The organism is Chryseobacterium sp. CS3K3.1, from assembly GCF_059515165.1.
In genome coordinates this window covers 54,895-71,863 of the sequence record NZ_JCAKRV010000022.1, presented here as the reverse complement: position 1 = coordinate 71,863, position 16,969 = coordinate 54,895, and the positions used below count along the sequence as shown (strand labels likewise).

Annotated in this window: 11 protein-coding genes; 4 read left to right on the top strand and 7 right to left on the bottom strand. The window is 32.9% G+C overall.

Annotated features, from left to right (window positions below):
- Positions 1-92: 92 nt before the first annotated feature.
- The 5 genes from AC5YGI_RS18595 to AC5YGI_RS18575 form a co-directional block, all read right to left on the bottom strand.
- Positions 93-896 (bottom strand): hypothetical protein, encoded by an 804-nt coding sequence (locus tag AC5YGI_RS18595; protein WP_330746727.1) that lies wholly within the window; start codon positions 894-896, stop codon positions 93-95.
- Positions 897-1,070: 174 nt separating this feature from the next.
- The gene (locus tag AC5YGI_RS18590; protein ID WP_330746726.1) at positions 1,071-2,744 is read right to left on the bottom strand and encodes an SGNH/GDSL hydrolase family protein; all 1,674 of its coding nucleotides are present in this window, start codon (positions 2,742-2,744) and stop codon (positions 1,071-1,073) included.
- Between the two features lie 553 nt (positions 2,745-3,297).
- A complete protein-coding gene (locus tag AC5YGI_RS18585; RefSeq protein ID WP_496169211.1) occupies positions 3,298-4,587 on the bottom strand; it encodes a reprolysin-like metallopeptidase in 1,290 nt (429 codons plus the stop codon).
- An 827-nt stretch (positions 4,588-5,414) separates the two neighbouring features.
- Positions 5,415-6,050, bottom strand: coding sequence for a response regulator transcription factor (locus tag AC5YGI_RS18580; RefSeq protein ID WP_330746723.1), 636 nt, complete (start codon positions 6,048-6,050; stop codon positions 5,415-5,417).
- Positions 6,043-9,030: a ligand-binding sensor domain-containing protein gene (locus AC5YGI_RS18575; protein ID WP_330746722.1), complete on the bottom strand. Its 2,988-nt coding sequence runs from the start codon at positions 9,028-9,030 to the stop codon at positions 6,043-6,045. The genes AC5YGI_RS18580 and AC5YGI_RS18575 overlap by 8 nt, the downstream gene beginning before the upstream one ends.
- A 1,194-nt stretch (positions 9,031-10,224) precedes the next feature.
- Between AC5YGI_RS18575 and AC5YGI_RS18570 the strand changes: the two genes are divergently transcribed.
- Positions 10,225-11,355, top strand: coding sequence for a phage tail-like protein (locus tag AC5YGI_RS18570; protein WP_330746721.1), 1,131 nt, complete (start codon positions 10,225-10,227; stop codon positions 11,353-11,355).
- Positions 11,356-11,615: 260 nt separating this feature from the next.
- Here the strand turns inward: AC5YGI_RS18570 and AC5YGI_RS18565 are convergent, their stop codons facing one another.
- Both AC5YGI_RS18565 and AC5YGI_RS18560 read right to left on the bottom strand, forming a co-directional pair.
- Positions 11,616-12,254 (bottom strand): response regulator transcription factor, encoded by a 639-nt coding sequence (locus AC5YGI_RS18565; protein ID WP_330746720.1) that lies wholly within the window; start codon positions 12,252-12,254, stop codon positions 11,616-11,618.
- Positions 12,247-15,255, bottom strand: coding sequence for a ligand-binding sensor domain-containing protein (locus AC5YGI_RS18560; protein ID WP_496169209.1), 3,009 nt, complete (start codon positions 15,253-15,255; stop codon positions 12,247-12,249). Before AC5YGI_RS18560 ends, AC5YGI_RS18565 begins: the two co-directional genes overlap by 8 nt.
- A gap of 481 nt (positions 15,256-15,736) precedes the next feature.
- Here AC5YGI_RS18560 and AC5YGI_RS18555 point away from each other — a divergent pair, with 481 nt between their 5' ends.
- Genes AC5YGI_RS18555 through AC5YGI_RS18545 form a run of 3 tightly spaced genes read left to right on the top strand, consistent with a single transcriptional unit; the run spans position 15,737 to position 16,969 of the window.
- Positions 15,737-16,204 carry a hypothetical protein gene (locus tag AC5YGI_RS18555; protein WP_496169208.1) on the top strand — a complete coding sequence of 156 codons (468 nt, stop codon included), beginning with the start codon at positions 15,737-15,739 and terminating at the stop codon, positions 16,202-16,204.
- Positions 16,205-16,241: 37 nt separating this feature from the next.
- Entirely contained in the window at positions 16,242-16,658 is a 417-nt protein-coding gene (locus tag AC5YGI_RS18550; protein ID WP_496169206.1) for a helix-turn-helix domain-containing protein, read from the top strand.
- Positions 16,637-16,969, top strand: a complete 333-nt coding sequence (locus AC5YGI_RS18545) for a helix-turn-helix domain-containing protein (RefSeq protein WP_446105599.1) — start codon at positions 16,637-16,639, stop codon at positions 16,967-16,969. Before AC5YGI_RS18550 ends, AC5YGI_RS18545 begins: the two co-directional genes overlap by 22 nt.

The following is a 16,969-nucleotide window of genomic DNA, read 5'->3' as shown; positions in this document are numbered from 1 at the left end:
TCCGGAATAACTTTTCAATTATTCGGTCTGTAAGATACATTCCTTACATTTTCACTTTCTCCAAGGTTTGGAAAGATAAATTATTACAGACATTATAATGTATTTCGTCTCATTCCCATATTTTTACTGATGCTTTGCGTTTCCTGCTGTACTTTGGGCTTTGAAGCTTGAGCATGTTGTTTTATATCAGGATTAAGTCTGTTTAATGGCTTAGTAAACATTGCTAGTCTGGATTCATCAGTATGTGTTGCAGATTTTCTACGATTACCGGTGCCTACGTTCTTTGCATTAGTATCAAAAGGTAGTTTTTGGTCACGGACCATTCTATTCTCTATACCATTTCCTGTTGTATTTTCTGTTTTCCTTTCCGGGCCGCCTGTTAATCTTTCAATATCCTGTTTCAAATTATCCTCAATACCATTCTTTTTATCATGCTGTTTAATCTCCTCCTTATCCTTGGATAACTTTTCTTCCATTAATTCCCGGACAATCTCACGAAGTATTTCAGCCTTTGTTTCAGTATTCTCTTGAGTATAACTTTTATCTGATTTTGAATTATTAAAACTGTGCGTTATTTTCGTACCTATAGCGATGCTGCCGGCTATTGCAGAAATGGCCATGACAGCTATTCCTAATGGTGGAAAAAATAATCCAAGTGCAAATCCTGCAGCCAGTCCAATCGCAGAATATTTTAAGGATTTCTTAATGAAAGAAGCGTTTTTGGAGACAGAATTGAGGAAGCCTCTTCGTTTCCGGGACTCTTCTGTTGGTGGGATATCCTTTTTTTCGTTTTCATTTTTTAAATCAGTATTCTCATTCAAATTTTTCTGTTGCGCATGAGCATGGGCTTCTTTTTCCAGACGTTTGTGTAATTCTTCGGCTTCTCTTTGAGGCATGTTATATATATTAAAGTTGTAAAAAACTGATTGTTGTTTTTATTGAATAACTGTAAAAGTTTACAACGTATTCATGACATGTAAGACCTAAATCCTAAGTATACTTGTATTATAATAGCGTTGTAAACTTTACCTAACAGTTAATTAATATCTCAGATCGCTTCCGTTTTTACTTTAAAGGCTGGTATGATGCGTCTTAGTATTAGGCTTTTCTTGTTTTATTTCCTTTTGCTGCTGCTGTTTTAGCGTTTCAGAAGCGAGAACCGCCTTTGGATCTGCCTTCACAGTAGGAGTGGTATAAGCTGATATATCATTTGATCGGCTAAGTGGAATATTTACCTTTTTTTCAAAAATCTCAGCCTCAACCAGTGCATCCTGTGCATTCTTTATAAAATCGGGACTTGGCAAAACAGAAAAGCCTTGATTAAGATGGGAGGCCATAGTTAAAGCAATCGCTTTATAAGCTGCCTGAGTAGGATGGGCCCCATCCGATGTCGCTACAAATCCAAGATTATTAGCGGTAACATTATCTAATAATTTTCTGAAAGTACTGTTATCTCTGTTCTGCCCTCCTTTATTGAGTCCGTCATTCAATATAGAACCAACTGTATCATATAATCCTGTGTTGGAGATGTTTACATTATCATCTAGCTGTTTGACAAGATTCTCAGAAAATACCTTGTCAAGTTCTCCGCGAAGTTTCGCAATATCTGCCTGATGTTTTTCGGGTCTGATTTGCTGGTAATACTTTGTTACAAATTCGATCTGACTCGGATATGTTCCGGTAGCCATTAATGCATTTTTAACAGCCTTTATGCTTTCAAGCTTTTCAGCAGATTTGTGACCTTCAGCCATTTTCTTAATGATTAAATCACCAACTTCCCTGTGAAGTCTAATCTCATTATCACTTTTATGTGCTTTATCCAGAAGCGGCTGGATTTCATTAAATATTTCATTACCTCCTTTATCCTTATATATTTCTTTAAATTCTTTCAGGGTATTCGCAAGTGAAGTATCCATATTGTCCTCCGGCTTGTTGAATTGTACTTTTCTTCCGCGGTGCTGTGCTGCTTTTATGAGACGTAAATTATACAAGTTGGTTTTAAGTGCTTCATACATATCAACCACCATCGTATCATCATATTTATTGGGAAATGCTTCTTTGAGATGCTTGTTAAACTCCAAAGTAGCTTCCTGTGCCTTATCTACTGTTGCACGTAATTTAGGGTCTTTATCTGCATGGGTGTAACGCACAGCTTCTTCAGGAGCAGGATTATTAACCACCATAAAATAGGCTTTGCCACCGTCCTTAGCAACGCGAGCTCGAATTTCATCAGTCATACCTTTGATCTGATCAACGATTGCCTTCATTTTCGAAGCGTCTTTACCATCGGTAACAGTATCGTTCAGACCAATCCAGACGATATGCAACGTATTTTTAGCTTTAGACGTCTCATTGTCCAATTCTTTGAAATATTTTTCTTTTTGCTCCAGTATAGTTGTCAGTGCTAATTTGTGTGCCAGTTTTTCCCTTTCATTCACTACTGCACCGCCTACTGCATAGTTGACGAATGATAATCTGTTATCAGGGCTCCCATGATTTGACTCTTTCAGGGACATATGTTTCGCCGTTAAGGCATCAGCTTGTTTCTTATCCTTACCATCTATCAAACTCTCACCACCAGACCATTCCCACATGTAGTCAGCCCAGTTTTTTGTGTCGCTGAAACGTCCCACCGCATTCACACGCATCGCACCGGCAGCCCTTGCTACCATACCCATAATGGTATTCTTTTTAATACCGAAGTCAGACATACTGTCTCCTAAAATTACTATTCGATCTATCATAATTAGGAAAATTAAATTACCGGATAGGTATTTCTATCCTATGTGTTTATGTATACACAAATTTATTTTTTTGAGGGAAGAGGCCCATATATTTTATGTCCATTTAAACCTACATATTTGTAGTTATAAATTAAAGGAATTGACAAAGTTAATAGGGTTGTAAAGCAATAAAATTGTATCTGTTGACATCAACTCAAAAATTAGAATAATGGGTAAGAAATAGGGTAGGGAAACCGGAAATGTCGAGTCTGAAAAAATTAAACTTTTCTAGGTAGAGATGAAGAAGAAAAAGGAACAAAAAGCTGGCCTTTCACAAGGACTTACAAAAAATACTGTTTATATCGTAAGCTTGCCTTCTAAACTAGAGCTTTGGCAAACATTATTATTGATGCTTTGTAGTGAATTAAGTTTTGCAAACCTCTTGAATTATTATCTTATTATAAGCAAGATTTAGTTATTGTTAAATTAAAAAGGATGAACAAAACTGCTCATCCTTTTTTGCAATGTACTATTTATAAAGTTCGGATTATATCCTGTCGTATCGTATATGATATTAATAGGTAAGTGATCCTTTTATGTTCGAAATGTTGGTTGCATCATAATGCGAATGGATATAATTGGCATTTTTATACATCACGTCAGAGCTGCTTTCTACATGTGTAGCTCCTAAGTTATGGCCACATTCATGTGCTAAGGTAGTACTATAATCATCACAGACTATCAATGATGAACGTTTACGACCACTATTTTGAATACTGCCACTATATCTATATTGGTTTAGCCATGCGAGGCCTAAAGTACCTAATCCCCATGTAGAAGAATCCCATGTACTTTCATATAAAGCAACCCGAACTACTTTTCCCGGGCTATGAGGTTTTGTAGTTTCAATCCAATTTGTAAGTTTATTTAATTGTTCACTTGCGCTATATACTTTAGAAAATGCATTGTTATAATTCAATTCATCTTCTACAGATAATGGGAAATCTGGATTATTAGGACGTCCTGGATATTGGGTAACATTCGGCAAGATTTTTTCAAATCCTAAATCTACTGATTTAAGTGAGGTTAAGAGAGCTGCGTAAGATGAATCAAAATCAAAGCCACTTTCAATAAATGCGATCTCAATATTGTACGAACGCAAAGACCCTGAATTTTTGCTATATGATTTTTCAGAAGGGGTAAAGGGAAAAGAATTTACATTACATTTTCCATAATTTTTACCTGAACCTTTTTTCTGTAAGGTAGCTGTTACATTAATTAAGGAATAATAGTTTGACTTTTCCACTGCTATCTCATAGCGTTTATCATCATCTACAGGTTTTTTATTCGCTTCGTGTAATAAATGACCTCCGTCTAATCCTTTTTTCTGAGCCAAAGCCAGAAACTGTTTTCTGTGATTAGGATTGATTCCCAGATTTCCTTTTTGCAAACCAATATTGAGGTCTTGATTACCCTTCAGTCTATAATCCTGATTCTGATCCGTATAAAATAAATCAAAACCATTTTTACCAACAATCATAATGGCTTTTTCTTTATTTTGTCCCCTTGTATTCACTGTTCCAATAAAGGTTCTCATTCTCCCAAAAAGAGTCGCTTTGTTGCTTATAAGTTCAAAATTGAGTTTTGTACCATCATTCTTGATAAGGGCGAACTTTCTTACTTCTCCTTCTTTTTCAATAGGCTTTGCAAACTCTGGTATTAATGGTAATTCTGAAATTTTGTACATACTGCCATTATTGGTTACGACACCTTTGTTAGCAGAAGAACTTGTTTCAAGGTTTTCATTGTGACATGAAACAAATAGAGTGGCAGCAAAAGCCATTGAAATCATAATTTTTTTCATAATATAATTCTTTAACTGGTGACAAATTTAGCTGCTTAATGATGGGATAAAAAAAGATAGTCGTAAAGATTAAACTACTCTTATGAAGATATTAATGGGCAGGATTGTCATGTTTTTTAGTGAATTGAATATAGGGTGGATATGTTGGTACGGGATTAAAAAGAAAGATGGGCAGAACGCCCATCTTTCATTGTACACTTACATACTAATAATACACTATATCCTTAAAAAGTTTCCCGGCTTATTCCGACTTCAATACCATAAGGCTTAAATGATGAAATTTAGTATTATGAATAATGCAATAGTATTAAAAATCGGAAATTGACCATGTGGATATATTTTTTATACTTAAAGAAGTCCTTCTAACTTTTATTTACTTTGAGTATTAACAGTAAAGTATACATAAACAATTTAATATTTGACAAAGCTATTGAAATAGCTTAGGAATAAGAAATATAAATTGTAGATATTAAACCACATCAATGCAGTTATAAATAGCCTTACAAGTAGTTTTGATTTTGGGTAGAATAAAAAAGATGGGCTCAATGAGCCCATCTTAATCCTGTATCATCGTAAAAATACAGGCAGCTAAATAGAATGAATGCCTATTTGAAACCTTACATCCAGGTTATAGATTAGTATATTTTTATCATTTTGTCTCATGCTCATAAAGGTTCATTTCCTGAAGCAAAGCTATACAATAATTTCGCTTAAAAAGTGATGAGAGATGTAGTTATTTAATGACATGTTTGACGGTTTTTATTGTGGTTTTTAATGATTTAAGGTTGTTAAAAGTCCCACATCATGTTTAAAACAAATACAATTGGTTATTTTTTATAGGCCTGATTTCTGTCTCCCAACCGGACCAGATCAACGGTGTTTTTTATATTCAGTTTCTTGTAAATTCTTGCCTTATACGTGCTCACCGTAGAAAGATGAAGATTGAGTTCGTTGGATATTTCAATATTCCCATACCCTTTCACCAACAGGTTAAATATTTCCTTTTCCCTTTCTGATAATATTTCAAGGGGGTTGATGGGAGTGTCCTTTTTGGCAGATGAAACGAGTTTTTTTACAATTTCCGGGGAATAATAAGTTCCGGTTTCAAAAATTTGCTCAACAGCTTCCAGGATATTATTTTCATCCGATAATTTATTAATATACCCATCAGCACCTTCAATGACATATTGTACGGCAATATCATTGTCATACACTGAAAAAACCAGGATTTTAAGATTGGGCTGTATCGATTTTATTTCACCGATCATGCTCAAATATTTGCTTTCCGGCATATTGATATCCAGAATTAGCAGGTCGAATTGTTCAGCATATAACTTATCCGAGAGCTCCGTGTAGGATTCAGCATATGAAATTTTTACGTCTTTGTAGTGTGATTCTAAAATCAGAGTAGTGCCTAATCTTACTACGAAGTGATCGTCGGCAATAATAATTTTTCTAGTCATATTTTTTTTTAATTTTAATGGACACAACAGTTCCTTTAGGAATATTGTTTTTGAACTCAATTTTACCATTGATCATCATAAGCAGCTGAAGAATAAGATGTAATCCTAAACTGTATTTTTGTAAAACCAGCTTTTCATTTTCAATATTATCCTGCAGTTTTTCATAATAGTTCATCTGCTCACTGCTCATTCCTTTACCTGTATCTTTTACCTCCAGAAAAAAGGTCCTGCAATCTTCCGTGGTAGAAAGTTTTATGACTCCATTGGTGGTATTTTTAATGGCATTGTCTATGAGATTATGAATGATAACAGCAATCACATTCTGATTGTTTTTCGAATAAGTCGGATTTTTAATATTGTTGATAATAAGAGTGTTTTGTTCTTTGGCCGCACCTTCAAAAAGAGCTTTTTTAGCTTCCACAACTTCGTAGACGTTATACTGCTCATTTTTTTCACAGACGTTATAAATCTCTGCATATTCCTTCAGGGTTTTCACGAAATTGTAAAACTCTACAGAAGATTTGTAGAAACTTTCAAAATGTTTCTTTTGTATATAATGGTCGTGCTCGTCTGTCTCATAAAGCTTTTGGGCTGTAATGGATAAAAACTTTATGGGAGTAATGATGTCATGGCTTATCGTCTCCAATAGTTTTTTCTGCTGTATACTCTCTTTTCGGAGCTGCTCCTTCGTATATTCCAGTTTTGAAACTGTCTGTGATAGCTTCCGGGTTCTTATGGCGATAATTTCTTCAAGTTCTCTTTTTTTCTGTTCCTGCCTTTTTATTCTTATTTTAATGAGAGTAAATACAATAAGGACTACTACTAGAATAACAAGGAATTTAAAAATAAGAGTCTGATAAAACAGGTGTTTTACATTAATATTAATGGTTTTATAGATATATTTCCCTTTCGGTGAGGTCAATACCCTCACCATAAGCTGATATTGGCCCGGCTCCAGGTTTGAGATATAATATTTGCCATCACTGCCAACCCTTTCCCATTTTTCATTCTTACAACCGTTCAGCTTTCCTTCGATAACGAGATTAGCCCTGTTAGCGTAATAAGGAACATCTACTAAAATAACCGCTTTATAAAAATTGTTTTCCAGATTAATATTCTGTCCGTTTATACTGCTTTTGGAATCATAAAATATAACCCTTTCCAAAAAAAAGTTGTTAGGGTAATAGCTTCTTATTTTTTCAGGATCAAAAAATACCAGCCCTTTGATGGAGGGAAATACAAAATTTCCATTGGGAAGGGCTGCAGCTCCCGGAGAGCATCCTCCGTTGAACTCATTGGTATTAAAGCCGTCTTCTTTACTGTACCGGTAATAGCTGGGCAACGTTTTTTTGTCTTTGGAATACTGCAGCAGGCTGCTTTTCAGTACCTTAAATAAGCCATTGTTGGTGCTGATCCAGAGAAACCCTTTTTTGTCTTCCAGAATGGTGTGCGAAAATAACAGATATCCGTTTTTATCTTCAGGCATTTTAATGAGCTGGCCTTTTTTATATAGAAAGAAGCCATTTCCCTGGGTCATGATCCAAAGATTCCGATCCTTTGTTTTGGTAATTTCTCTTACATGTAACGGATCGGAAGAAATTTTTTTTGGAATAAATAATGGACCTTCTATTGAATACAAAGCATCCCTGGTTCCTACCAGCCATTGATCATTACTCAACTCTTGAACCGATGTAACGATATTGGGAATTGAAAACTGCAAAAAAGGATTTTTAAAGCAGGAATCCTTATAAAAGGAAAGAGTAGATTTTAAAATAGGCTTGTGAACCGTTACAATACAATAATTTCTCAGTTTCCAGGCACGGGAGGGCTCATTTTTAAAAGCAAGATTTTCTCTTTTAGAATAATCAGACTGTTTAAAAAAACGTACCAAGCCTGATCTGCGCTGAACAAGAATATTCTGTTCAGTATCATACAGCAAAAAAAAATGATTGGTTGTGTTAAAATGATACCTTTTTACCAGTCCGGTTTCATTGTATACATCACCTAAGGAATTTATTACTTTATCATTTCCAAAAGGAAGTATTGAATAAAATATATTTTCATAAGATTTATCTGATTTGTTGGAAACATGAAAATTGTTGAATTTTATGACATTCAATCCGTCGGATAATGTACCAAGGTACAGCTTATTGTTCACTTCGTCATGATAAATGGAAGATAGGGAATTTTTATTAAGGTCATAATCTGTTAATTTTTTTAAACTAAAGCTATTACACTCATAATGTATTCTGTACAATGTATGATTCTGGATAATAAAAGATTGATTGTTGATCTGGCTCCAGTAAACCTTTGTATCATTCTTAAAAAATACTTCAGGTGCATCAAGGTAAGTAATCCGGTTTGCAGAAACTTTGATTATTTTTTTTAAAGATCTGCAAATGATAAAAATCGTCTTGTCAAAACAAAATGTATCTGAGATATAGTTTTTACAAAGATTGTTCAGCGTTTTAATTTTGTTATTCCTGTATTGTATTGTTCCGTCATGCAACAAATGATAATAGTTGTTTTTACCAAAATAAATAAAGAAATCTTCATCTTCAAACTTATCGTCTATTGTATTCTTGGTAAAAATAAGGTTCGATCTGCTTTCCCGTAATACTCTTTGAAGGCAGCCCTGCTGGTGGCTCAGGATACTCACATTTCTTTTAGATATCAACGCGATATTCTCATCAAAAGCGGTTGTAATATAAATAGTATCTTTCTTTGCGTTTCCAAAAAAAGAAGTGAATCTGTTATTTTTAAAATTAAGATGATTATAGGTGACAAAATTATTTCCGTCATAACGTACCAATCCATTTTCTGTGCTGATCCAGATAAATCCATACTTATCCCTGGTAATATCCTTTACACTATTCTGAGGAAGTCCTTTATCTGTATCATACCAAACCGAAGCCGGCTGCTGGCTGTAATACAGCTGTATACTGATGAAAAACAGAAATATAAGTTGTTTATAAAACATTTTTAATACTTGTCATTATAAAGTATTCATGGTATAAAATTGTAAGAATCAGCAATTTTAAAAGCAGGTAGAAATGTTGAGGGTCATTTTAAAACCAGATGCTTTTACATTTAAAATAATCATTACATCAATTTCTAAGGCTTTCAGAGTAAGCTGCAGATATTAATCAAATACTTGGTAAACTTTGTATTCTTTAATGTTCTGTACTTATCTGTTTTGATATTCTGTTGAATAGTTTTTGATACTCTGATAAAATAAATGACACTGGTCATAAAATAAAATCAATCAATATCAGAAGAATAATTAGCTGATTTTTATATTTAAAGGGGAGAGTCCCTTAAAAATTTGATAGTAACGCTCTATTATTTTTGTCAATATAATATTAATTACATAGCTTTTGCAAAAGTACATAAATGTTCTCTATAAGCGTTTTTTAAACCTGTAGTTATAAAACTACATATAATGCAATTTTAATTGTCAGTCTTCAGTAAGTGTTTTAAATTTTCATTTCTATTTTATAAAAAATAGTAAATGTGATCTATTGATAATAGAACTTTTGACAGAAAGAGAGTTTCTGAAAGAAAAGTGTATGTAATGAGAAGCCTGAGACGATGGTGAATTGTTTGCGTAAGCTTATTTTTATCCAGGACGAATGAAAATCCTGGTATTCGTTTTCTTCTGCATTATATCATCAGCGGGGCGGGCAGTATGGCATCGGTTGTCAGTTTATTTATATTGGAAGCATTTACAGATATTTGTAAATTTTAAACTACATAAACAAGATGTAATACTACACAAGTGACGATTTGTTTTTACATAAAGTAGTTCAGCTTTTTAGATCTCATATATTAAATTTGTACCATCATTAAAATAAACGGTTCAATTCTAAGATATAAGAATTGTGCAATCAATAATGATAAAAATGCAAATGGAATAATAATAAAATATATTTAAACTTCAGAAAGTAGAAAAAAATCCTATAAAACAATACATTTATCTAAGGTTATAAAGCCTCTGTAAAAATTTTATTCTTTTTGTTCATACTTAAGCAAAAAGCCTTTTCTATTCTATCTTTTAAGCAAACAGATATTTCTTTTTTATACTGATAGCGCACAAGTTGACATAAGAGTCATATGTGCCGGCTTATCTCGTATGATCCACTTCAGAAAAAATTTAAACACTAATATAAAAACAATGAAAAAAAATGTAACAACTTTATTAACAGTAACCCTGTTGGTAACTTCTGCTGGCGTTTTTGCACAGACGGCAGGTGTAGGTATTAATACTTCAACTCCTAACTCCACATTGGATGTCAATGGAAAACTGGGCGCTGCTGATCCTGACGGACTTCAGGCACCACGACTTACTCGGGCACAGCTTTCTGCTAAAGGAGATGCTCTTTATGGAGCAGACCAAAAAGGAGCATTGATATTTATTACAGATATCTCAACGGGTGATAATAGCGGGCCAAGAGTGAATATTGATGGGATTGGGTATTATTATTTTGATGGTACGGTATGGCGAAAACTGATCTATAATAATATTTATAATGCAGATGGTACTCTTACCAATAACAGAACGGTTTCCCAAAATGGAAAGGATCTGAAATTTGTGAATCAACAAACGACAACCATTAATAATAGTGTAGGCCTTGGTATTATCCAGGATTCCGGATCTGGTACCAGAGCAACAATATCCTTAACGAATGGAGGCAATCCAAGTATGCATATTTTTACAGATACCAACTCAGCAGCACAAATCAAGGCTGCAGGAAACAGTACAAGTTTATCAATAGGAACAGCTTATACTTCGGTGCCCAGTGGTATTTTATTTATTACAACACCTGTCGGCGGAGATTCTGGTAGTGAACAACTCCGTATTGCACCGGATGGAAATTCTTTTTTTGCCGCAAATGTTGGTGTTGGATATGCCAGTACAACCTTTACCCCAGGGGTGAAATTAAAAGTAAATGGAAGTATTGCAACAACAACAGTCACTTATCCGGATTATGTATTTGATAAGTATTTTAACGGGGTCTCAAATATTAATTCAAATTATAAATTCTCAACTATTTATGAGACAGAAAAGTTTATTCAGGATAATAAGCATTTACCTGGGGTAACTTCTATTAAAGAGTTAGAGAAAACAAAAGATGGATATTCTTTTGATATTACCCGATTATCAACCCAAACGCTGGAAAAAGTAGAAGAATTGTATTTACATGTCATAGAACAGCAAAAACAAATTGACTTGCAAAAAGAACAAATTAATAAGCTATTTACCTTGACTCAAAAATTACAAAAGAAAATTAAATCAAAAAAATAGCAATGCAATTGTCTTACTATTTTACTATTCTGAAAGAATATAAAAAAAGATACTATCCCTGTATTGTGTAAGTTATTAAAATACAATAAAAAAAAGAGGCTGTCTCAAAAGGTAAATTAACGCTCTGAGAATTTCCTAAATGACAAAAGTTGTCAGGCAGGAGTCCGAGAGAGGGGGTACTTTTGAGACAGCCTCTTTTTTTTATCTGCTCAATATATCCTTCAGCTGATCTTTCTTTGGGATCATTACCTATCGGGAGCTTATTTAGGTTTGTGGGTCTGGTTTTTATCTCCTAACCGTACCAGATCAACAGTGTTTTTAATGTTGAGTTTTTTATAAACTCTTGCTTTATAAGTACTCACGGTAGAAAGGTGAAGATTGAGTTCGTTGGATATTTCAATATTTCCATATCCTTTCACCAGCAGGTCAAATATTTCCTTTTCCCTTTCTGATAATATTTCAAGGGGGTTGATGGGAGTGTCCTTTTTGGCAGATGAAACGAGTTTTTTTACAATATCCGGGGAATAATAAGTTCCGGTGTCAAAAATTTGCTGAACAGCTTCCAGGATATTATTTTCATCTGATAATTTATTAATATATCCATCAGCACCTTCAATGATATATTGTACGGCAATATCATTGTCATATACCGAAAAAACAAGGATTTTAAGATTGGGCTGTATCGATTTTATTTCACCGATCATGCTCAAATATTTGCTTTCTGGCATATTGATATCCAGAATCAGCAGGTCAAAAGGCTCTGCATATAATCTTTCTGTGAGATCCCTATAGGATTCTGCACAGGAAACTTTTACATCTTTGTAGTGGGATTCCAAAATCAGGGTAGTGCCTAATCTTACTACGAAGTGATCATCGGCAATAATAATTTTTTTAGTCATCTCTTTGTTTTTTTATTTTAATTGATACGATTGTTCCGTTGGGGATATTATTTTTAAATTCAATTTTACCATTAATCATCATAAGCAGCTGGAGGATAAGATGTAATCCTAAACTGTATTTTTGTAAAACAAGCTTTTCATTTTCAATATTATCCTGAATTTTCACATAATAGTTCATCTGTTCTCTGCTCATTCCTTTACCCGTATCTTTCACCTCCAGAAAAAAGGTCCTGCTATCTTCAATAGTAGAAAGTTCTATAACTCCATTAGTGGTATTTTTAACCGCATTATCTATGAGATTATGAATGATAACAGCGATCACATTCTGATTGTTTTTCGAATAAGTCGGATTTTTAATATTGTTGATAATAAGAGTATTTTGTTCTTTGGCCGCGCCTTCAAAAAGGGCTTTTTTAGTTTCTACCACCTCGTAAATATTATAGATTTCATTTTTTTCAGAAATATTATAAATTTCGGCATATTCCTTCAGCGTTTTCACGAAATTGTAAAACTCTAAAGAAGAGGTGTAGAAGCTTTCGAAATATTTCTTTTGTATATAGCGGTCATGTTCGTCTGTCTCATACAGCTTTTGGGCTGTAATAGATAAATATTTTACGGGTGTAATGATGTCATGGCTTATTGTTTCCAATAGTTTTTTCTGCTGTACACTCTCTTTTCGGAGCTGTTCCTTGGTGTATTCCAGTTTTGAAACTGTCTGTGACAGTTTCCGGGTTCTGATAGCAATAATTCTTTCAAGTTTTCTTTTTTTCTGTTTCTGTCTTTTTATCCATATTTTAAAGAATGTAAATGCAATAAGAGACAATAATAAAAGGATAAAGAACTTAAAGATAAGGGTTTGATGAAACAGGTATTTTACATTAATATTAATGGTTTTATAGATGTATTTTCCTTTTGGTGAGGTCAATACCCTCACCATAAGCTGATATTGGCCCGGCTCCAGGTTTGAGATGTAATATTTGCCATCACTGCTTATCCTTTCCCATTTTTCGTTCTTAGAACCTTTCAGCTTTCCTTCGATAACGAGATTAGCCCTGTTAGCATAATAGGGAACATCTACTAAAATAACCGCTTTATAAAAATTGTTTTCCAGATTAATATTCTGTCTTTTTATAGTGCTTTTGGAATCATAAAATATAACCCTTTCCAAAAAAAAGTTGTTAGGGTAATAGCTTTTTATTTTTTCAGGATCAAAAAATACCAGCCCTTTGATGGAAGGAAATACAAAATATCCATTGGGAAGGGCTGCAGCACCTGGAGAGCATCCTCCGTTGAATTCATTGGTATTAAAGCCGTCTTCTTTGCTGTACCGGTAATAGTTAGGTGAGATTTTATTGTTTTGAGAATACTGCATCAGGTTATTTTTCAGTACCTTGAATAAACCATTATTGGTACTGATCCAGAGAAAACCGTTTTTGTCTTCCAGAATGGTGTGCGAAAATGAAAGATGTCCGTTTTTATCTTCAGGCATTTTAATGAGCTGGCCTTTTTTATATAGAAAGAAGCCATTTCCCTGAGTCATGATCCAAAAATTTCCATCCTTTGTTTTGGTAATTTCTCTTACATGTAACGGATCGGAAGAAATCTTTTTAAGAATAAATGATGGACCTTTAATCGAATACAAAGCATCCCTGGTTCCTACCAGCCATTGATCATTACTCAGCTCCTGAACCGATGTAACGATATTGGGAATTGAAAATTGTAAAAACGGCTTTTTGAAAACAGAATCTTTATAAAAGCAAAGTTTTGATTGTAATGAAGGCAGGTGAAACGTGATAGCATAGCAGTGATTGACATTGAAAACATAAGGTGCTGTTTTTGTAAAATATAAGGATTCATGTTCTGAATAACCGGAATTTTTGAAAAAACGAAGCAGTGAAATACCATTTTGAACAAAAATATTTTTTTGTGAATCATAAAATAAAAAATATTTGCTTGTAGTGTTAAAATAATACTGTTTTACCAGCCCGTCCTTATTGTATACATCTCCTGATGAAGTAATTACTTTATCATTTTCAAAAGGAAGTATAGAATAAAAAATATTTTCATAAGATTTGTTTGACCGGTTGGCTACACGAAAATTATTAAACTTTACTACATTTAACCCGTCCGATAATGTTCCAAGATATAATTTATTATTAACCTCATCATGATAAACAGATGCTAAAGAATTCTCATTGAGATTATAGTCTATCATTTTTTTTAATCCGATCTCATTGTTTTGATAGGAGACCTTATACAATGAATTATGATGAAAGATAAAACATTGATTGTTGATTTGGCTCCAGTATACTTTGACATGTTTCCGGAAGAAAATCTCTGAAGCACTTAAATAACTGGCTTGCCCGGACGAAATTTTAATGATTTTTTTTAATTTCTTGTGGATAATAAAAATATCTTGTCCAAAACAAAAAGTATCGGCGATATAATGCTTATGCAGCTCCTTTATTGATGCGGTCTTTTTATCATTATACTGTATAGTTCCATTATTAAACAGATGATAGGAGTTCTTTTTGTCAAAATAAAGGAAGAAGTTTTTATGATCTATTTTTTCAGGAGTTCCGTTTTTTACAAATAATCCATATAACCTGCTTTCATTCAGTATTTTTTTAGTGTAGCTGTTCATATGATGGAAAGCACTCACATTTCTTTTGGACACTACAACAATATTTTCAGTATAAGCTGTAGAATTATAAATGGAATCTTTTTCGATACTTCCAAAAAAAGAAGTAAATCTGTTGTTTTTAAGATTAAGATGATTATAGGCAACAAAATTATATCCATCATAGCGCACTAACCCGTTTTCTGTACTCAGCCATATAAATCCGTATTTATCTTTCATAATATCTTTTACACTATTCTGGGGAAGGCCGTTATCCGTGTCATACCATACAGAAGCTGCCTGCTGGCCATCACAAAGTTGTATCCAGAATAATAGTAACACTATAAGTGCTGTACGAGACAGTAAAGGGAGTTGATGCATTTGTGTTTTTATTAGATTGAATAATTATAAATGTAGTAAAAATAAATCATTGTTGAAAGAATTAAATGTCATTTAAAAACTACATGATATACAATTAAAAATTACAATATTGCTAATCTATTTTTACATGGATTATTTTACGTTTTTATAAGATTATCAGATATTTGCGTCGTTGATTTTAATGCTTTCTTTAACAGCTGAAAGTTAAATAAATTCTCAAATTTTTTAAACAAAATTCTGTATATATTTCACTAAACTGAGATTTTTTTATTTATGATTTTAAAAGAAATAATATGTTTTGACTGATTAAATTATGAATGAAGTCTGTTTGTCTTAAAAAACAAAAGAGGAGTAATAAGTGAATGAATGTAAATAGAAAATTAAGTATGATTAAAATTATAATATAAAGTTTTTTGTTAGCACGGCTGCTAGGTCAGAGAAAATAAATAATAATAGACACAATTTTGATAATTAAAGAGTGATGAAAATAAATAATAAAAAAAGAGTAGATCATTATATGACTGTTCACTTAGCTGCGTTGGCACTGCTTTTTTTGTGCATTGGTATTCTCATGTATTTGAAATACATCCTTACTTTAAAAATTTTTTCTTTGATGACTTTGCTGGTACTCGTATATGGATTCTTAAAGAACCGGTTTATATTCGAATATGAGCATTCCGGAAAGATGATTTCCATCAAAAGCTATCAATGGCCTTCAAACAGAGGAAAAAGTTTTGTTTTAGAAACGGCGCAAAAGAAAATTGTAAGAATTGAAATAAAGGAACAGACTTTTAGAAAATACTTAATCCTTCTTTTTTTGAATTCTTCAGGAAGAATATTAAGAAAAAATATTGATATCACGTTTTGTAGTGAGAATGAAGTCAATCAGCTTTTAAAAGATATATCCAACAATTTAATGAAAGATAGAACAGGAACTTACTTCTTATAAAAAAATTGCTTTTTGAATACAGATAAATTAGTTTAAGATGGAAAATTTGAAAGACATTCATATCGGTGCTTTGGTATATGAACTTGTCAATGAACAGGATATTACTATGAACAGGATCTGCAGATTCTTACATTCAACAGAAAATGAGATTCTGGAAATGTATTCTAAGAAATCATTGGATGTGGAGATACTTCTTAAATGGTCAAAATTATTAAAATATGACTTTTTTCGTCTCTATTCCCATCATTTAATATTATACGCTCCCATTGCCAGCCAAAATAAAAACGGAGTACAATCAAAACTGCCTCAGTTCCGCAAAAGTTTATATACCAGGGAAATCATAGACTATATGATGGAACTTTTAGAAAATAAACAAAGAACTACTAAGGAAATCATTAATCACTACGGAATTCCCAAGTCAACATTAAATAAATGGATAAGCAAATACAGATAATAAATACAGGCCCTGATTATAAAAAGATTTATCATGATTTCATCAAGTCCAAATGCCCTGATAAATGGGAAAATGTAAAGCGATATCTGTCAAAAGAATCCATGTCTTTATCTGATGTTTTGAAAGTTAATAATATTATTTTTGTTGACAGGTTATCCGAGAACCAAAAATTCAAATCTTATGATAAAGAGACTATTTTTGAAATACTTGCCTATCAAAAAAAACATAAACTAAATAACAGCCAGCTCGCCAGACATTTTAAATTAAGCCGAAATACTGTTACAAAATGGAGACGTATTTTCTTATTATAA